Here is an 18,923-nt window from a genome sequence, read left to right on the forward strand (position 1 = left end):
GGATCAACTCACACGGTCGAAGGTGACCTCGGACATCGTGGACTCGACGTTCACGGTCAGGGTGTTCACCTCACCGTCGGCGGTACTGCCGGCGCTGCCGGTGCTGCCGGTGCCAGTGGCACTGTCTGTGCCACGGACCAGCGTGCCGTCCAGGCTGCCGCAGTCGACGCCCGCCATCGTCACCGACTCGCAGTTCAGGTGCACGCGGTAGGACGGCCCGTCGGTGGTGCGTGGGAACAGCACCGTGACCGAACCCATGGTGGACGACAGGTCGACCACGCTGTCCTGCTCCACCGTAGCTCCGGTGAAGTCCAGCGTCGGTGAACTCATCGTGTAGGAGTAGCTGCTGTGCGCAGGCACCTCACCGATCTGCTGCGCATCACTGGTGAACGTCCCGGAGTAACTGCTGCCTTCCGCGGAGGTCACCCCACCCCACCGGGGAGCCAGGATCGCGCCGAGCGCGATGATTCCGGCAACCACCGCCAGGACCACGGCCAACACCATGGCCACGACCAGGGCGCGCAACCCGCGGCGCTTCTTCTTCGGGGCGCCGGACGCACCGGACGCCGCATCTGCGTCACCGTCGCCGGGCTCACCGGGGTCCGGCAGGTCCCACGCGAAGGGGGCGGTGCCCAGCGGATCCCACGACGGCGGCTGACGACGCGGCGGCTCGAAACCCGGCGCGGCGGAAACGTCGCCGAGGTCGACGGTCGGCGCAGCGTCCTGCCCCTGCGCCGGCTCGTACGTCGGCTGCGTCGGCGCAGCGTCCGACGGCCGGGTCGGCTGTGCCGGCCCCTGGGTAGGCCCCTGCCACCCCTGGTGGTCGTCGCGTTCCAGCAGCCCGACCGGCGCCACCGGCTGGCGCTCGTAGAGCAGCCACCAGGCCACACCCGTCACCGCCGCGCAGACCACCATGCCGGTGAGGGTGATCCCGCCGCTGAGGATGCCGCCGAAGACGAGGAACACCGCGCCCACGATCAGGGTGCCGATCGCCAGCGAGCGGTCCTCGGCGAAGCGCGGGTCGCGCTCACCACGCATCAGCACGTCCAGCGGGGAGCGCGGCACGGTGTAGCGCCGCATGACCAGCAGTGCGATGCCGTAGGCCCACAGGCCCACACCGCCGACGAAGGTCGCCAGGACGAACACCAGGCGCACCAGCAGCGGCGAGACCTGGTAGCGCACGGCGATGCCCTCGCAGACGCCGAAGAACCAGGAGCGGGTGGACTGGCTGCGCGGGAAGCGGACGGGGCGGGTCTCCCACATCCGACGGACCGTGGATTCGAAGTTGCCCCGGGGGCTGCCCGTGCCCGGGCTCGTTGACTGTGCCGTGTAACTCATGGTCCCCATTCTTCGCGGAGCTCCAGCAAAGCACATCGGGGACAGCCCTGAGATCATCCCTGATCATTTCCCTGACCGCGGATCTCAGGGTTTCCCCCGATACCCCGGGGACCCCTGGCCCTGGCAGGCTGGTGGGTATGAGTCACTCCCCTGTCCCGCGTCCCCGGCCGGGCGCGCGCACGACCGGCTCGCCCACGCCCGACCTGTTCCGGGTGTCCGACGGCAAGCTCGTCGCCGGGGTGTGCACCGGGCTGGCCGCGCACCTGGGTGTGCGTCTCACCGTGGTGCGCCTGTTCTTCGCCCTGGCCAACGTGGTCGCCGGTCTGGGGTTCATCTCCTACGCCGCGCTGTGGGTGTTCACCACGCGGGTGGGCACCGCCGCCGAGGCGTGCAACCCCACGTCCGTGGCGTCCTGCCGCGCCCGTGGTCTGGACCCGGGGCTGGTCAACCGACCGGTGCGGGGCGTCGACCGGTTGCTCGTGGCGCTGGCCGTGGTGGTCTTCCTCGCCGGGGCGGCGACGCGCCCGCAGGTCGCGGTCAGCGCGTTGCTGCTCGCCGGCGGTGTGCTGCTGGTGTGGCGCACCTTCGGCCCCAACGCCCTCGCCGGACGCCCCGGGCAGGACGGCCCGGCGTCGCGCGTGCCCGGCGGGCTGCAGTGGGCCAGCCTCGTCGGCGGGCTGCTGCTGCTGGTCGTCGGTATCGGCGTCACCGTCTTCGGCATCAGCCTCGACGACGGCAGCGCTGACGGGACAGGCGGGGTGATCGTACCGGCGCTTATCGCCGCGGTCGCGATCATCGCCGGGCTCATCGTGGTGCTCATCCCGTTGTGGCTGCGCCTGTGGTCGATGGCCAACGCCACCGCCCGCGAGCGTGCCGCCGAGGAGGAACGAGCCCGCATCGCCGCGCGTATCCACGACTCCGTGCTGCAGACCCTCACCCTGATCCAGAAGAAGTCCGGCGAGCCGGAGATCGCCCAGCTGGCGCGCAGCCAGGAGCGTCAGCTGCGCCAGTGGCTCTTCGCCCCCGGCGAGTCGGTGCGCACCGAGACGCTCTTCGGCGCGCTACGCGTGGCCTGCGGCGAGGTGGAGGACACCTTCGGCGTGCAGATACGACCCGTGATCGTCGGCGAGGACCGCGACACCGACGACGCCTCCGTGGCCCTGCTGCTCGCCGGACGCGAGGCGATGGTCAACGCGGCGAAACACTCGGGCTGCCGCGAGGTCAACGTGTACCTCGAGGTGAGCGAGGCAGGCACACTGGAACTCTTCGTGCGCGACCGCGGCCCCGGCTTCAGCGTCGAGGACATCCCGGCCGACCGGCAGGGGGTGCGCTCGTCGATCATGGACCGGATGCGGCGCGTGGGCGGTAGCGTGGAGATCGACTCGGGGCAGTTCGGCACCGAGGTCATCCTGCGGCTGGAAGGGCATGCACAGTGACGGTTTCGGTGTTCCTCGTCGACGACCACGCGATGTTTCGCACCGGGGTGCGCGCCGAGCTCACCGGACGTCCCGAGGTAGAGGTCGTCGGTGAGGCCGGCACCGTCGGCGACGCGGTCGCCGGCATCCGGGACCTCGCACCGCAGGTCGTCCTGCTCGACGTGCACATGCCCGACGGCGGCGGGCTGCAGGTGCTGCGCGACCTCGCCGCCACCGACCACCTTCCGCAGGTGCTGGGGCTGAGCGTGTCCGACGACCCGACGGACGTGATCTCGCTGATCAGGGGTGGTGCACGCGGCTACGTGACGAAGAACATCAGCGGTGACGAGCTGGTGGACTCCGTGCTGCGCGTGCACTCCGGCGACGCGGTGTTCTCCCCGCGCCTGGCCGGCTACGTGCTCGACGCCTTCACCGCCGGTCCCGCCGAGGCACCGGCCGTCGAGCCCACGGAAGGCTCAGAAGCCACAGAACCCGCCGAACCCGCCCCCTTGCCCGAGGACGCCGACCAGAGCGTCCTGTCCACGCTCACCCCGCGGGAGAAGGAGGTCCTGCGCCTGCTCGCCCGCGGCTACACCTACCGGGAGATGGCCGCCCGCCTGTTCATCTCGGTGAAGACCGTGGAGACCCACGTCTCCAACGTGCTGCGCAAGACCCAGCAGACCAACCGACACTCCCTGTCGAGGTGGGTGTCCGACAACAGGCTGGGATGAGCGTGTAGAAGTGGTGGGCATGAGTAACCAGAACGCCAGCTACACCGTCACCGTCGTGCGCGACGATTCTGTGCAGGACATGCAGGACGCACCGGCGTGGTGCGCCGCCGTCGCCGGCGTCGAGGGTGCCGTCGTGTGGGGCGACGACTTCGACGACCTGGAGGCCGGGGTACGTGCCAAGCTCGCCGACCACGCGCCCGGCGTCGACCCCGACCTGACCTGGGAGATCGACACCGGCGACGGTCCCGGCAGCGCCCACCAGACGCCCCTGAACTCGATGTAGGCGCGCCATGGACCCCGCGACCCTCACGCTGCAGACGCAGCTGGCCACCACACCGACCCGCGCCTTCCGCGCGCTGACGCGGGCCGGCCAGCTGCGCCGCTGGTTCGTCGACAGCCTCGACTACGACCGTTCCCTGCTGGTCTTCGGCGCGGGACGCCAGCTCACCTTCATCACCGGAACCGTGCTCGCCGGGCAGGGGCAGGTCACGACCTTCCGTCCGCCGTCGGTGCTGGAGTACAGCTGGAACAACGAGACGCTGCGCTTCGAACTCGACGCCGAGGGCGAGGAGACCTCCCTGACCTTCACCAACACCATCTACGGGGCGCAGGCCGAGGCCATCGCCGAGGCCTCCGTGCCCGACTGGGAGGAGGCCCTGGCCCGGCTGCGCGGACTGTTCACCGGCGACGGACCGGAACTTCACGGCGACGAGGCACAGGAGGGGCAGGAATGACGGGGACCCCGGGGCCTGAATCACCGGACGCCACGCCGGACGACCGGCTGACCAGCCGCTACGGCCGGGCCCAGTCGTGGACGCCGCCGCAGTGGAACTCCACGCTGGACACCGTCACCGCCCACCGCTCGGTGCGGCTGTGGCAGGACCGGCCGGTCGACGACGCGACCCTGGACACGATTCTCGCCGCCGCGCAGTCCGCGCCGTCCTCGTCGAACAAGCAGACCGTCTCGGTCGTCGCCGTGCGTGATCAGGCGGTGAAGGAGGAGTTGGCGAGCATCGGCGCGCGGATGTCCTCGCACGTCGCCACCGCCCCGGTGGTGCTCGTGTGGATGGTGGACTTCTCCCAGATCCGTTTCCACGCCGCGCAGGTCAAGGCAGCGGAGGACGCCGAGGACGCGGAAGCCGCCGAAGGTAGCGCGGGGCCTGCCGAGGAGATCCACGGGGTGTCCTCGCGTCCCCCGCACGACCTCGGGGCACTGGACTACCTGGACGAGCCGGTGACCTCGGTGCTCGACATCGGCATCATCTCGCAGACCGCCGCGATCGCCGCGGAGTCGCTGGGGCTGGGCACGGTGTTCCTCGGCTCGATGCGCAACGACATCGGCGCGGTGCAGGAGATCCTCGGCGTCCCGCAGGACGTGGTCCCGTTCCTCGGGCTGGCGATCGGCTACGGCGATCCGTCGGAGAACGCCGGGGTGAAGCCGCGGCTGCCGATGGAGCTCTTCGTGCACCACGACCACTACAACGACCGTGGTGGCGACGAAGCTGGTTCAGCCGGGGAGCGTGAGCGTGCCGCCCTGCTCGCCGACTACGACGAGGTTCTGGGCGCCTACTTCGCCCGCTACGGCCAGCACCCGCAGTGGTCGACGCAGACGCTGCACCGGGTGTCGGACAAGGCCGCCACGAAGACGAAGCGTCACCTGCTGCGCCGCTTCCTGGAGCGCGCCGGCTTCGCACTGCGGTAGTCAGCAACCCCGGAGGGTGGTGCGACCATCCTCCGGGGTTGCTCCGTGGGGTGCCGCCCGCCCGGACTGTTACCCTGCACAGACATGACACGACGACCGGACTCAGCGTCAGACCTGCGAAGCACCCTGAACGGACTCGACGGTGCAGGCTACGGCGCGTACAAGAAGCTGCGCGGCTCCCACCGGCTGCACACCACCTCCGGCACACCGGTGACCCTGTCGATCGACAAGGTGCAGGCAGACCCCTTCGCCCCGCCGTCGTTGATCCAGGCCAGCGTGCCGTGGTCGGCGACCGGCATCCCCGGCGACGCGTCCGGCGAGGTCCCGCTGCGCGACCACCTCACCCGGCGCGTGGCCACCGCCCTGCGCGCCCACAACCCCTCCGGTGGCAAGGGCGCGGGTTTCCTGTCCGTCGATGCACCCGGCCAGCAGGTCCTGGACCGCAGCAGCGTGGCCGTCGAACCGGCGGGGAGAGCCGGGCAGGACGCCCACCTCACCGTCCGGCTCGAGGCGGCGATGCCCGCCCAGGGCCGACGCATCCGCGGCCGGGCGGCGGCGACGTTGCTGTGCGAGGTGCTGCCCGCGGTGGTGCAGGATGCGCTGCTCGACCTCGATACACCGTCGCTGGACGCTCTCGCCCAGGCCCGCAGAACCTACCGTGACCAGGAGTTCCTGCGCTCCTGGCTCGGCGGGGAGGGCCTGGTCGGCTTCGTGGCGGACGGTTCGGTCCTGCCGCGTGCGGCCGGCAACTCGCAGCGTCCGCTCACCAGCGCGGTCCCCTTCGAGGCCCCGGAGTCCCTGCGGCACACCGTGACGCTGCCCTCGGGCCGGACGGTGAGCGGGCTGGGCGTGCCGACGGGTGTCACCTTGATCGTCGGCGGCGGCTACCACGGCAAGTCCACGCTGCTCAACGCGCTGGAACTGGGGATCTACAACCACGTGCCCGGCGACGGCCGCGAGTTCGCCGTCACCGACGCCGACTCCGTCGCCCTGCGCGCCGAGGACGGACGCCCGGTCACCGACGTGGACATCTCCGCCTTCCTCCACGACCTGCCCGGCGGGACGAGCGGGAGAACTCCCGACACCAGCTGCTTCTCCACCACCAACGCCTCGGGCTCCACTTCCCAGGCCGCCGGACTCGTCGAGGCGGTGGACTCCGGTGCGACCACCCTGCTCATCGACGAGGACACCTCGGCGACGAACTTCATGATCCGCGACGACCGGATGCGCACCCTCGTGCCTGCTGCGAAGGAGCCGATCACCCCGCTGGTCGACCGCGCCCGCTCCCTGCACGATGACCTGGGTGTCTCCACCGTGCTCGTCGCCGGCGGCTCGGGCATGTTCATCGACGTCGCCGACACGGTGATCATGCTGGACGGCTACCGTCCGGTGGACGTCACCGCGCGCGCCGCCGAACTCGCCGAACCTGCCGGACGCACCGAGCCGATGCGGCGTCCTGCGCCCCGCACCCTGGCGCGTGCGTCGTTCTCCTCCCCGGGACGCGGCGGCAAGGGGCCACGGCCCCCGCAGGCGAAGGGCCTGCACACGGTGCGTGCCGGCGGGAAGTCGGACGAGGACCACATCGACCTGGCTGCCTGGTCGCAGCTCGTCGACTCCTCACAGACCAATGCCATCGCCGCCGCTCTCGCCGGGCTGGATCTCGACGGTGCCACTCCCCTGGTCGAGCTCGTCGACGAGGTTGTCGCCCGGGTCGACCACGACGGGCTGGACGTACTGTCCACCCACGGCGCCGGACGCCACCCCGGGCATCTGGCGGGAGTGCGCCGCCACGAGATCGCCGCCGCGGTGAACCGCTACCGCGGACTACGCGCCACCCGGGCCTGACCGGCTACTGGGGCACGGAACCTGGGGGCGTGGCGATGACCACGTCGTCCGGACCATTGCAGATCTCGCCCGCCTGAAGCTCCGCGCTGCGTCCGGCGGACGGAATGGAACAGCTCCACTCCCCGACCATCATGGCCAGGGTGTTGCCGCCGCCCTCGGACGGGGCGCGCTCGCGGTACTCGTCGATCACGCCCTCGGCCGTCAGGCACGACACCGAACCCTCGCGGACCTCCACCAACGTGTTGCCGGACGCCGCCCCGCACGTCGTACCCGCCGACACCGGTTCGTCGGTCTCGGCGTAGTCCTCGGTGATCTCAGGTTCATCGGGGGCCACGTGGTACTCGGAGTCGAGGACGTCGCCGGCGACGGTCATGGCGCGGTCCTCCCCGCTGACGGTCAGGCCGGTGTCGCCGACGGTGCAGTCGAGTTCACCCTCCTCCAGGGCGCAGGATGCCTCACCGACGCTGATCCTTTCCCCGTCCTGCAGTTCCCCCGGGGCCGGCGGCACGCCCTCGAGCAGCGTGTAGGTGACGCCCTCGGCGGTGATCGTCGCCGCACCCGGACGCTGCCGCTCGAAGGGCGGGACCTCGATGTCCGGGGCATCGTCCGGGGCGATACCGCTGCAGGTCACGGACGTGGAGTCGGACGCAGCACTGTCCTCGGCGACCACGCAGAGACCCATGTCCGCCGAATCCGAAGCACCCGTGCGGTAGTTGAAGATCGTGCGCCCGTCCCGCTCGAAGTCGGCCGGGTCGACGTCCACGACCGTCGGGGTGTCGGTCGCCGAGGCCGTCGCCGACGTCGATTCAGGGGCGAAGGTCGGCGTCGGTGCGTCCTGCCCGTCCCCTGAGGAGGAGCAGCCGACGATGAGGGATGCCACGGCAAAGGCACCGGTGGCGAGGGTGGTTATCTGTAGTCTCCGCACAGGAACGTGTCTACCAGGTGGGCGTACGCCCTGACCGTCAAATCCAGATCCTCGAGGTACAGGTGCTCGTCGTGGGTGTGCAGCTGCGCGTTGACCTCGGCCAACGTGCGCTCGCGGGCGTTGAGGGCGAAGCCGTAGCCGACACCGCCGAGGCGCCTGGCGAAGCGAAGGTCGGACCCACCGGCGGCGAGGGCGGGCACGATCCTCGCCTCGGGGAAGAACTCCCCCACCGTCTCCCCGATCGCCCGGTACAGCGCGGAGTCGGTGGTCGACACCTCCGCCGGCTCGGAGATCAGCCGTTCGATGGTCACCTCGTCGGCCAACTCACCGAGGACGGCGCGCAGTTCTGCGTCGACGGAGTCGTCGTCCTGCCCGGGCAGCGGGCGGATGTCGAGCTCCAGGTAACCGCCGGACGGCAGGACGTTGATCGCCTGACCGGCACGCAGCACCGTCGGCGCGATGGTCAGGTGCGACACCGCGTCGGCGTAGCGCGCCAGGTCACCGAACTGCAGGTAGGCGGCGTCGTCTGCACCCGCGAGCAGGGCGTCCTGCACGTCGGGGTCGAAGCGGAAGGCCTCGACGAAGCCCCGCCACAGCGGGTCCTTCGACACCGCCGGACGGTGCGCGGCGATGCGTCCGGCGACCTCAGCCAGGCGGGCGACGGTGAGGTCGCGGCCGAAGGGCTGCGAGCCGTGGCCGGCGTCGCCGGAGACGTGCAGACGACGCTGGGCCGCGCCCTTCTCCCCGACGACGACCACCACGGCGTCCTGCCCGTCGGTGGTGGGCAGGTGCGATCCACCGGTCTCGGAGACGCAGTTGCGCCAGCTGAACGCGTCCGGGTGCTGCTCGGAGAGCCATTTCGCACCCAGCCCGCCGCGGGCCTCCTCGTCGGCGACGCCGACGAAGGTCAGCGTCCCGCGCGGTGGGCGGCCGGAGCTCGCGGCTCCCCGGGCGGCACGGGCGGCCTGCCGGGTGACCACCGCCATCGGCGCGGTGAGCCCCAGCATGTCCACGGTGCCGCGGCCGTAGATCCTGCCGTCGATGACCTCGCCGCCGAAGGGGTCGACGCTCCAGCGGTCGCGGTCGACCGGGACCACGTCGGTGTGGCCGAGGAAGGTCAGCGGTTCGGCGTCCGGGTCGCTGCCCGGCACGGTGACGATGATGCTGGTGCGCCCCTCACGCGGCTGCAGGCGGGTGACCTGAACGGACCCGGCGGCGATCTCCTCGGCGAAGAAGGCCTCCAGGGTGTCGGCGTTGCGGACCTCCTGGCCGGAGTCGGCGGTGAGGTCGTTGACGCAGGCGTTGCGCACCATCGCCTGCAGCAGGTCGAGGGAGTCTGTGTAGAGCTCGCCGTAGGAGTCGCTCATCGCAGCGCCTCCGGCACGTACCAGTAGTCGCCCTCGCCACGGCCGTCGAGGTAGTCGGCGAACTCGTCGGAGCGGTAGGCCTCGACCACGGCGTCCGCCCAGTCGGTGTCGGTGTCCTCACCGCGCACCACGGCGACGAGCTCGAGGTCGGGCAGCAACTCCTCCTGCAGCAGCTGCAGGTCCGGGTCCACCCCGGCGGCGTAGGACATGGAGCCGGGGATCACCGCCCAGTCGACGTCGTCGAGCGCGCGCGAGATCAACCCGGAGTCCAGGGTGCGGATGTCCAGGTCGTGGGGGTTGCCGGTGATGTCGGCGGCGGTGAGGTTGGTCTCGTCGGCGTCGTCGGCGAAGGTGAGCCAGCCGGCCTGGCCGAGGATGCGGTAGGCGCGCGAGGCGTTCGACGGGTCCTCGGGGATGCTCACGGACTGCCCGTCGGCGACGGCGTCGAGGTTGTCGTGGCGCGAGGAGTACAGGCCCGCCGGCACCGTGGGGATCGGCGTGATCGCCGCCAGGTCCGCCCCGGACTCGTTGTTGAAGTTCTCCATGTAGGCGGTGTGCTGGTCGACGTTGAGGTCCACGCTGCCCTCCTGCAGTGCGACGTCGGCCTGCTGCAGTTCGGAGAAGTCGTCGAAGGTGACCTCGTAGCCCTCGTCCTCGAGGATCGGCACCACGCCCTCGCGGAAGAGTTCGCTGTAGGGCCCCGGGGACGTCCCGACGCGGATCGTCCCGTCCTGCGCGTCGTTTGCGCCGGATGCGCAGGACGCCGCGCCCATCGCGAGCGCGGCGGCGACGGTCGTCGCCCCGGCTGCGCGTAGGACGCGGCGGGTGGTGCTGCCTGTGGCGCTGGTGGCGCTGGTCATGCTGGTCTCCTCGTGGTGGGTGGAACGTCGTCCACCCACCACACTAGACCAGTCAGTCTAGTCCGTTACCGGAGGGGGAGACGAGGATCTTCACCGCGGTCTCGTTGCGGTTGATCAGCGTGTCGAAGCCCTCGTCGACCAGGCCCTCCAGGCCGATCTTGCCGGTGATGAACGGGGCGAGGTCGATCTTGCCGGACTCCACCAGCTCGATCGTGGACGGGTGGGAGTTGACGTAGCCGATGGTGCCGCGCACGTCGAGCTCCTTCATGACCAGCTTGTGCATGTCGAAGTCGGACTTGTGGCCCCAGATCGACACCACGACGAGCACACCGGTGGGACGCAGGGCGTCCATCAGCGTGTCGAGCACGACCTGCACCGAGGTGCACTCGAAGGCGACGTCCGCGCCGACCCCGTCGGTCAGCCCGTTGACCTCGTCGACGACGTTGACCTCGGCCGGGTTCAGGACGACGTCCGCCACCCCGGAGTCCAGTGCCTTCTGCCGGCGCAGCTCGGAGAGCTCCGACATGATGACCCGGGCACCGATGGCCTTGAGCACCGCGGCGGTGAGCAGGCCGATGGGGCCGGCGCCGCCGATCAGGGCGGTCTTGCCCTTGGCGTCGGTGGCCAGCAGGCCCGAACGCTCCACGGCGTGGTAGCCCACTGTCAGCGGCTCGATCAGCGCAGCCTGGTCCAGCGGGATGGACTCGGAGATCTTGTGGATCCAGCGGCGACGCACGACCACGTTCTCCGAGAGTCCACCACCACGGCCGGCGAGGCCGATGAAGTTCATGTTCTCGGAGAGGTGGTAGGTGGTGGACTCGGGGCCGGTGTCCACGCCGTCGGCGATGATGTAGGGCTCCACGACCACGTGGTCGCCGACCTTCAGGTCGTCGATGCCCTCGCCGACCTCGCTGACCACGCCGGAGAACTCGTGGCCGAGGGTGACGGGAGCGTCCTCCCCGGAGATCGGGTGCGGCTTGCCGCAGGCCGGACAGAAGATCGGGCCGTCGAGGTACTCGTGCAGGTCGGTGCCGCAAATGCCGCACCAGGCCACGTCGATGCGGGCGGTGCCGGGCTCCAGCGGCTGCTGGTCGATGTCCTCGACCCTGATGTCGCCACGGTCGTAGAAACGTGCTGCTCTCATGGTGCGGTCCAGTCCTTCCGGGAGGGTGTGGGACCACCGGGTTGACGGCCCCGCGACACCCCCGAGATTAGCCACTTCCGGGGCGCTCCGCCGTAAGGATATAACTCCAGAAATAGTTGGATTTATGACCCCTGAACGGCAGATCACAGTGCCTCTCGAGGGGCGTCGCGGAACACAGAAGCTGTGCCTGGCCTGAGCTCCAGCTAGTCTCCCGTCAGCTCCCCAGCACACCACAGGACGGTGTGGTCGCCGCCGCGGCGACCAGCCCGGCAGACAACCCGTTGATATAGCGCGCCTTCTCCGCGTCCGTGATCCCGTGCGCTCCCCCGCCAGTGGCGCTGCCGAACTCACTGTAGACCCAGGGGGTGTCGGCGATCAGGGAGATCACCGGGATGTCGCCCTCCCACAGCGGGTCGCGTCCATTAAAAGAGTTGTCGTGCACAGACACCTGCGTGCCCTCCAGCAGCGATCGCGCACCGGCCACCACCCCGGACATCCGCTGCGACTCCTGCGCCACCGCCGGGTTGTCGAAGGTCACCGTGGCGGACTGTCCGTCCTGCCCGGTGCCGGTGCGCTGACCACCCTGACGCTGCGGGAAGATCGCCGAGTTCGCCCCGCCGGGTGTGGTGTGCACCGACACCCCCACGAAAGCCCCGGCGTCCGACGCGCGGTCGACCCGCTCGCGGTAGGTCACGTCGTCGTCCACCGACTCCTTGAGCAGGACGCTATCCACGCCTGCCAGCACCAAGCGCGACTCGACGGCGCGGGCGATGTCCATCGCGTCGACGTCCTCCTGCTCGTTGGGGTAGTCGATCATGCGCACGCCGGTGACCGGGTCGAAGTCCTCGGTGCGGGTGCCGTTGTGCCCCGGGTCGATCGCGACGACGCACCGGTCCGCCGAGCTGCCCGACGGAAGAGAGGGCAGGGATGACTGGGCGTACGCCACCCCGGTCCCCGCCGCCCCCAGCGCCATCCCCAGCGCACCGACCAGGGCCACACCCATCCTGGCTGCGGTACGGGAGGGGCCGGAGTTATGGATAGGACTGAAGGGACTGAAGGTACGGAAGAAAAGCATGAGGTAATTCTAAGACATTGAGACGGAAACCCTACTCCGGCCACCCCACCGCCAGCGCCCGCTCGATGACCTCGAGCACCGCCACGCTGCCCGCCGGGTCGACCGGCACGGGCCCCTCCCCACGGATCGCTACGGCGAGCTCCCGGTAAAAGGCGGCGTAGTCACCGTCCAGCGTCTCCACCGTGCGCGGCGCGGCCTCGCCGGACACAGTCCCCCACGACTCCGGCGGGGTCACGCCGAAGCCCGCGTCGCCGGGACGCAGGCCGTCCTTCAACGCCTGTTCCTGACCGTCGAGCCCCCAGCTGGTGTAGCCGGCAGCAGAGCCCACGACCTGGAAACGCGGGCCCGGGTTCGGACGCACCGCGCTCATCCACAGGTGCGAGCGCACCCCGGAGGTGTGGTGCAGGGCGAGGAAGACGTCGTCGTCGGCGCTGGTGCCCGGCCGACGCCGGTCGATCTCCACGTGCATCGAGTCCGGCGCCGAGTCCAGATCCACCGGCCCGAAGAGCTGCAACGCCTGGTCGATCACGTGCGACCCCAGGTCGAAGAGCACCCCGGCGCCGTCGACGGGCCGACCGGAGTAGCGCCAGGACTCACCCGGGGTGGGCTCGAACTTCTCGAAACGCGACTCGAACCGTGTGACCTGCCCAAACTCCCCGGCCTCGACGAGGGAACGCACGGTGCGGAAGTCACCGTCCCACCGCCGGTTCTGGAACACGGTGAGGCAGCGTCCTTCCCCGCGCCCGGCGTCCCGCGCCTTCGCGATCAGCGCGCGCCCGGCCGCGGCGGTGAGCACGAAGGGCTTGTCGAGCAGTACGTGCAGCCCGGCGTCCAGCGCCCCGGACGCCAGGGCCTCGTGCGAGTCCCCGGGCGTACCGATGACGACCAGGTCGAAGGCGTCGGCGCGGGCGAAGACGTCCTGGGCGGAGTCCAGCAGTTCGGCGTCCGGGTACTCCTCGCGCACGGCCGCGCGGCGCGCACCGTCGGTGGTGACCACCGCGCGCAGCTCGAAGGCGGGGTCGGCGGCGATGAACGGGGCGTGGAAGATACGTCCGGACAGGCCGAAGCCGATCACGGCGGTACGGACGGGGGCACTGATGGGGGTGCTCATGGCTCCCCTTCTACACGAAGATCTACACGAACACCGAGATCAGCAGCGCCATGAGCAGACCGAAGACGGAGACCAGGGTCTGCACCGTCATGTGCGTCTTGGTGGCCTGGCCCAGCGTCATGCCGAAGGACTCCTTGACGAACCAGAATCCGGCGTGGTTGATCCAGTTCAGACCCACCGAACCCGAACCGATGGCGATGACCACCAGGGACACGTACGCCGACGGCATGCCCACCACCAGCGGGGCGAGGATGCCCGTGGCGCTGACGATGCCGACCGTCGCCGAACCGGTGCAGAACGACAGGATCAGCCCGATCAGCCAGCCCAGCACGATGAGGTTCATGTCGATGCCGGAGACGACGTCGACGATGGCGTCGTTCATGTCGGAGGTCTTGAGCACCGAGTTGAACATGCCGCCGCCGGCGATGATCAGCGCCACACCGGCGACCGAGCCGAGAGAGTTGCCGAAGGACTTCTTCACGTCCGCACCGCTCATCTTCGATGCCGCGGACAGCACCACCCCGGCGAAGAGCACGCCGATGAACATGGCGATGACCGGCTCGCCGAGCAGTGCGGCGGGGGTCTTCAGCGCCGAGTCCGGGGCGACCAGGTCCACCACCGTCTCGAAGAGCATGAGCACCACCGGCACCAGCACGCACACGAACGCCAGCCACGTGGGCACAGGACGCAGCACGTTGCCGGACTCCTCGCCGCGGCGCGGCTCCGTGGCCACCGCGCCGTCCGAGTCGTCCGCGCCGTCCGGGCCGGACGCTGCGGCACCGGTGCCGCCCGCGGTGGGCGCCGCGGTGTCGGCCTCCAGCTGCGCCGGTGTGGTGCCGGTGTACTGGCGCACCAGCTTCTCGTCGGGCTCCAGGGAGATGCGCGGGGCGATGAAGTGACCGTAGACCGGCCCGGAGAGGATCACGGCGGGCACCGCGCACAGCAGGCCCAGGCCGATGGTCAGGCCGATGTTGGCGTCCAGCCCGTTGACGGCGATCGTCGGGCCGGGGTGCGGCGGCAGCATGCCGTGCAGGCAGCTCAGCGCCGCGATCGCGGGGATGAGGATCTTGAGGTACCAGGTCTTCGGACGGCCCGCGGCCACGTCGAGACGCAGGGCGACGCCGTAGATCACCGGCATGAGCACGACCAGGCCGACCTCGAAGAACATCGGGATACCGATGAGGAAGGCCACGCCGGTCATCACCCAGGGTGCGGTGCGCGGCGAGCTGTGCTCCACGACGAGGTCGGCGATGCGTCCGACCGCGCCGGAGTCGGCGAGCAGGCGGCCGAGCATCGCGCCGAGGAAGACGACGAGGCCGGTCTCGCCGAGGGTTCCCCCGGCACCGTCGATGAGGGTCTCCGGGATGTCGGCGAGCGGCAGCCCAGCGGCGACGGCGGCGAAGAAGGACACGACGGACAGCGCGAGGAACGGGTGGAGTTTCGTGCGCCAGTTGATCAGGAAGATCAGCAGGACGATCGACACCGCCAGAACCCCAACCAAATAAGCTGGTGAATCATACATGGAGAGCCAGGTTACACGTTCACCATAAGCGTCTATTGCACCACGGTAGGGCTATTGATGTGTCGGAGGATTCCCGCTCCGGTCAGTGGGAGTTCAGTGAGCGGACACGAGCTCGCGTAGCGCCGTGATCTCGCGCGGGGTTACCCGGCAGCAGCCGCCGATGACGTGCACCCCGGCGTCCAACAGGTCGGGCACGCTCTCCAGCAGGCCCGGGCCCTCACTGCTGCGCGGCACCCACACCCGGTTCACGTGGTCCCAGGTCTCACCGCTGTTGGGGTAGGCGATCAGCGGCAGGTCGGTGAACTCGGCGAGCCGGCGCACGCCGGCCAGCACGTCCCCCGCCGACCCGCAGTTCACCCCGACCGCGCGGATCGCCGAGGAACCGGACGCCACGGCGGCGACCTCCGCCAGATCCGTGCCGTCGCTGAGCACCCCGTCGCGCCCGGCGGCGACCGTCACGCTGAGCAGAGCCGGACGCCCCACCCGGTCGAGTTCCCCTGCCAGCGCCTCGACCTCGCGGATCGACGGGACTGTCTCCGCCAACAGGACGTCCGCCGGAGTGTCGGCGAGGATCTCGATGCGACGCCGGTGCCAGGCCGCCAGCTCGGCGGTGCTCAACCCGTAGTCCCCGTCGTACTCCGTGCCCTGCCCCGGGCCCGCGCCGTAGGGGCCGACGGACGCGGCGACGAGCACGTCGCCCGCTGCGTCCTGCGAACTTTTTTGGGCAAGCAGGACGCTGCGGCGCAGCAGCGACTCCGCGACGTCCGGCGCCTCGGAGGCGTAGACACCGGCGGCGACGAGACCGTCGACGGTGACCTCGTAGGAGCAGGTCGTGGCGATGTCGGCACCCGCGTCGAAGAAGTCACGGTGGGCGGCGGTGACCTCCGCCGGGTCGTCGCGCAGGATCTGCGCCGACCACAACGAACCGGTGACGTCGTTGCCACGGTCGGCCAGGCGGGTGCCGAGGCCACCGTCGAGAATCATTCGAGGAAGAAAGGGGTCTGTCATCCGGTCCACTGTAGACCGGACCGTAGAGTGTCAGCCATGACAGTCTCCTCGGACGCCCCGGACAGATCCGAACCCCCGGAAACTTCGAACACCGGGCTGCAACGCACCATGGCCTCGCGCCACCTGGTCATGATCGCACTCGGCGGTGTGATCGGCTCCGGGCTCTTCGTGTCCTCCGGCTACACCATCTCCCAGGCGGGACCGCTGGGCGCGGTGATCGCCTACGGCATCGGCGCGCTGGTCGCCTGGCTGGTGATGACGTGCCTCGGCGAGCTGGCCGTGGTGTACCCCGTCTCCGGCGGATTCCACGTGTACGCCACCCGGAACCTCGGCCCCGCCTGGGGTTTCACCACCGCCTGGCTGTACTGGCTGTGCTGGGCCGTGGCCCTGGGCAGCGAGTTCACCGCCATCGGCATCCTGATGCAACGCTGGTTCCCGGACGTCCCGGTGTGGGTCTGGTGCGCGGTGTTCGCCGCCGTACTGTTCGCCCTCAACGCGGTGTCCTCGAAGGTCTTCGGCGAGTCCGAGTTCTGATTGTCCCTGATCAAGGTCATCGCCGTGGTGGCGCTGATCGTGGTCGGCGCGGCCTCCATCATCGGCATCAACCCGCTGTCGGACGGGGCGATCGGGCTCGGCAACTTCAACACCCCCGACGGACTGCTGCCCACCGGCATCGGCGGCATCCTGATCACCACCCTGGCGGTGTTCTACGCATTCTCCGGCACCGAGCTCATCGGTGTCGCCGCCGGTGAGACCAAGGACCCGGAGAAGACGATCCCGAAGGCGATCCGCACCGCGGTGTTCCGCCTGACGGTGTTCTTCATCGGCGCGATCGCCGTGATCGCCGCGATCATCCCCTACTCCACCGCCGGGCTGGACGAGAGCCCGTTCGTGACCGTCTTCGACGTCGTCGGCCTGCCGCACATGGCCGACGTGATGAACTTCGTGATCATCACCGCGCTGCTGTCCGCCGGCAACTCAGGACTGTTCTCCTGCACCCGCATGCTGCACTCGCTGGCCTCCGAGGGGCAGGCACCGGCGGCGTTGGCACGCACCACGCGGCGCGGGATCCCGATGCTCGCGCTGTGCGTGTCCATGCTCGGCGGGCTGGCCTCGCTGCTGTCCAGCGTGGTGGCACCCGGTTCACTGTTCCTGGCGTTGGTCTCCGTGGCCGGCTTCGCGGTGGTGGCGGTGTGGATCGCCATCGCCGCCTCCCAGATCGCCTTCCGCCGCCGCTACACCGCCACGGGAGGGCTGGTCGAGGACCTGGCCTACCACTCGCCGCTGTTCCCCTGGGTGCCCGTCGCCGCGCTGGTGCTGTTGGTCGCCTCGCTGATCGGGGTGGGTTTCGACCCGTCGCAGCGTGCGTCGCTGTACTTCGGTGTTCCCTTCACGCTGGCCTGCCTGGCGTACTACCGCTGGCGGCACGGGCCCGGGGTGTTCCGGGCCTGAGGGACTGGGTGCGGCGGTGAGTGTGGCGGTGGGTGCGGGATGGACTGACAGTATTTGAACACATGCGCACAGTGCGATGAACTGCACATTAGTTCAGTGTTGACGTAGGTTTGACGCGTAGGTTTTGGTAGGTTTTAGGTCATGTCGTCAATCATGAAGTACCTCAGCGGAACCGACAACACGCCCCCGGCGAAGCGGAAGCCTCGATACCGAGTGCAGTACACCGATCCGTCCGGCAAGCGTCGAACCAAGACAGGTTTCGTCACCAAGAAAGCTGCGGAACATTGGGCCGCCGAGAACCTGTTGGAGCGCAACACCGGAAGCTACATCGACCCCACGCGCGGCAACCGGACTGTCGGGAAGGTTGGTGCGGCATGGCTTGAGTCGCAGACACACCTGAAGCCGTCAACGTTCACTCTCGCGGAGTCCACGTGGCGCGTGCATGTCCTCCCGCGTTGGGGTGAGGTTCGCGTGTCGGAGGTTACGGCGGGGGACGTGGAGCAGTGGGCGCACGGTATTGAGGCGGGTACGGCTACGAAGCGGCGTGCGGTCGCTCAACTGAAGCAGGTCATGGACCGGGCGGTGAGGGACAAGCTGCTGTACTCAAACCCGGTGGGGGCGGTGAAGCTGCCCGCGAAGCCGCCGGCTAGGCGGGTGTACCTGTCGTGGGGGCAGTTGCAGACCCTGGCGGGGAACAGCGCTCACCCGGACATTGTGCTGACCCTGGGGACCGTGGGGTTGCGGTGGGGTGAGTTGGCGGGCCTGCGGGTGATGGACGTGGATGTGAAGCGTCGGCGGTTGCATATCCGGCAGAACGCGGTGAGGGTGCGGGGGAGGATTGTTCTGGGCACGCCGAAGACTCACGAGGCCCGGACGGTTGCGGTGTCTCATCGGGTGTTGGATCTCATCGCGCCACAGCTAGAGGGGAAAGCTCCCGCCGAGTTGGTGTGGGCACAGGGGGACGGCACGGCGCTGAAGCCCCCGGGGCATGGGAAGTGGTTGGATACTGCGGTGAAGCGTTGTCAGGCGGATGATGCGACGTTCCCGCGTGTCACGGCGCACGGTCTACGTCACGTCGCGGCAGGGATCATGGTGAACGAAATGAAGGCCACCCCTAAGACTGTGCAGCGTCAGTTGGGGCACGCGTCGGCGGCCATGACGCTGGACACCTATTCGGACCTGTTTGATGGTGCGTTGGACGAGATTGCGGACGCTTTCGACGGTCTTTAGTCGCTGGTGGGGGAGGGTATGCCCCACAAGTTCGGGGCGGACCGTTCATGTGGAAGATTTGCCACACGAGCAGTGACGTATGCACCCGGGCGCGGTCAGCTTAGGCGGCGGCGCAGCTCATCCAGAAGCTCATCGTTCGACGCAGCAACGCCCTTCGGAAGGTGTTCCTCACTGACGTGCCCGGTCTGCACCAGCCCG

16 protein-coding genes and 1 pseudogene are annotated in these 18,923 nt (G+C 69.6%); 8 read left to right on the forward strand and 9 right to left on the reverse strand.

Annotated elements, in window-relative coordinates:
* Positions 1–3: 3 nt before the first annotated feature.
* Complete coding sequence (locus tag ACT3TD_RS08980) at positions 4–1,338, reverse strand: PspC domain-containing protein (protein ID WP_301443352.1); 1,335 nt, start codon at positions 1,336–1,338, stop codon at positions 4–6.
* Positions 1,339–1,475: 137 nt separating this feature from the next.
* Between ACT3TD_RS08980 and ACT3TD_RS08985 the strand changes: the two genes are divergently transcribed.
* From ACT3TD_RS08985 to ACT3TD_RS09010, 6 genes are all read left to right on the forward strand, one after another.
* Complete coding sequence (locus ACT3TD_RS08985) at positions 1,476–2,774, forward strand: ATP-binding protein (protein WP_301443353.1); 1,299 nt, start codon at positions 1,476–1,478, stop codon at positions 2,772–2,774.
* A complete protein-coding gene (locus tag ACT3TD_RS08990; protein ID WP_301443354.1) occupies positions 2,771–3,484 on the forward strand; it encodes a response regulator in 714 nt (237 codons plus the stop codon). Before ACT3TD_RS08985 ends, ACT3TD_RS08990 begins: the two co-directional genes overlap by 4 nt.
* A 19-nt stretch (positions 3,485–3,503) precedes the next feature.
* Positions 3,504–3,767, forward strand: a complete 264-nt coding sequence (locus ACT3TD_RS08995; protein WP_301443355.1) for a hypothetical protein — start codon at positions 3,504–3,506, stop codon at positions 3,765–3,767.
* Between the two features lie 7 nt (positions 3,768–3,774).
* On the forward strand, positions 3,775–4,218 hold the full coding sequence (locus tag ACT3TD_RS09000) for an SRPBCC domain-containing protein (RefSeq protein ID WP_301443356.1): 444 nt from the start codon (positions 3,775–3,777) through the stop codon (positions 4,216–4,218).
* Positions 4,215–5,186, forward strand: coding sequence for a nitroreductase family protein (locus tag ACT3TD_RS09005; protein ID WP_441582175.1), 972 nt, complete (start codon positions 4,215–4,217; stop codon positions 5,184–5,186). The genes ACT3TD_RS09000 and ACT3TD_RS09005 overlap by 4 nt, the downstream gene beginning before the upstream one ends.
* An 84-nt stretch (positions 5,187–5,270) precedes the next feature.
* Entirely contained in the window at positions 5,271–7,031 is a 1,761-nt protein-coding gene (locus ACT3TD_RS09010; RefSeq protein WP_301443493.1) for an ABC-ATPase domain-containing protein, read from the forward strand.
* 4 nt (positions 7,032–7,035) lie between these two features.
* Here the strand turns inward: ACT3TD_RS09010 and ACT3TD_RS09015 are convergent, their stop codons facing one another.
* The 8 genes from ACT3TD_RS09015 to mmuM all read right to left on the reverse strand — a co-directional run bounded on the left by ACT3TD_RS09015 (position 7,036) and on the right by mmuM (position 16,043).
* Positions 7,036–7,911 carry a hypothetical protein gene (locus ACT3TD_RS09015; protein ID WP_441579279.1) on the reverse strand — a complete coding sequence of 292 codons (876 nt, stop codon included), beginning with the start codon at positions 7,909–7,911 and terminating at the stop codon, positions 7,036–7,038.
* A 26-nt stretch (positions 7,912–7,937) separates the two neighbouring features.
* Positions 7,938–9,323, reverse strand: a complete 1,386-nt coding sequence (locus ACT3TD_RS09020; protein ID WP_301443495.1) for a M20/M25/M40 family metallo-hydrolase — start codon at positions 9,321–9,323, stop codon at positions 7,938–7,940.
* Positions 9,320–10,183, reverse strand: a complete 864-nt coding sequence (locus ACT3TD_RS09025; protein WP_301443496.1) for a MetQ/NlpA family ABC transporter substrate-binding protein — start codon at positions 10,181–10,183, stop codon at positions 9,320–9,322. Before ACT3TD_RS09025 ends, ACT3TD_RS09020 begins: the two co-directional genes overlap by 4 nt.
* 52 nt (positions 10,184–10,235) lie before the next feature.
* Complete coding sequence (locus ACT3TD_RS09030) at positions 10,236–11,327, reverse strand: 2,3-butanediol dehydrogenase (RefSeq protein WP_301443497.1); 1,092 nt, start codon at positions 11,325–11,327, stop codon at positions 10,236–10,238.
* Between the two features lie 214 nt (positions 11,328–11,541).
* Positions 11,542–12,402 (reverse strand): N-acetylmuramoyl-L-alanine amidase, encoded by an 861-nt coding sequence (locus tag ACT3TD_RS09035; RefSeq protein WP_441582176.1) that lies wholly within the window; start codon positions 12,400–12,402, stop codon positions 11,542–11,544.
* A gap of 31 nt (positions 12,403–12,433) precedes the next feature.
* Positions 12,434–13,513 (reverse strand): Gfo/Idh/MocA family protein, encoded by a 1,080-nt coding sequence (locus ACT3TD_RS09040; protein ID WP_301443729.1) that lies wholly within the window; start codon positions 13,511–13,513, stop codon positions 12,434–12,436.
* 22 nt (positions 13,514–13,535) lie between these two features.
* A complete protein-coding gene (locus ACT3TD_RS09045) occupies positions 13,536–15,035 on the reverse strand; it encodes a GntP family permease (RefSeq protein ID WP_301443728.1) in 1,500 nt (499 codons plus the stop codon).
* A gap of 93 nt (positions 15,036–15,128) precedes the next feature.
* Positions 15,129–16,043, reverse strand: a complete 915-nt coding sequence (mmuM, locus tag ACT3TD_RS09050; RefSeq protein ID WP_301443727.1) for a homocysteine S-methyltransferase — start codon at positions 16,041–16,043, stop codon at positions 15,129–15,131.
* 129 nt (positions 16,044–16,172) lie between these two features.
* Here mmuM and ACT3TD_RS09055 point away from each other — a divergent pair.
* A pseudogene (locus tag ACT3TD_RS09055) lies at positions 16,173–17,495 on the forward strand (amino acid permease).
* 153 nt (positions 17,496–17,648) lie between these two features.
* Positions 17,649–18,725, forward strand: coding sequence for a tyrosine-type recombinase/integrase (locus tag ACT3TD_RS09060; RefSeq protein WP_441579281.1), 1,077 nt, complete (start codon positions 17,649–17,651; stop codon positions 18,723–18,725).
* Positions 18,726–18,923 lie beyond the last annotated feature (198 nt).

This window comes from Corynebacterium sp. AOP36-E1-14, assembly GCF_052377495.1.
GTDB lineage: Bacteria > Actinomycetota > Actinomycetes > Mycobacteriales > Mycobacteriaceae > Corynebacterium.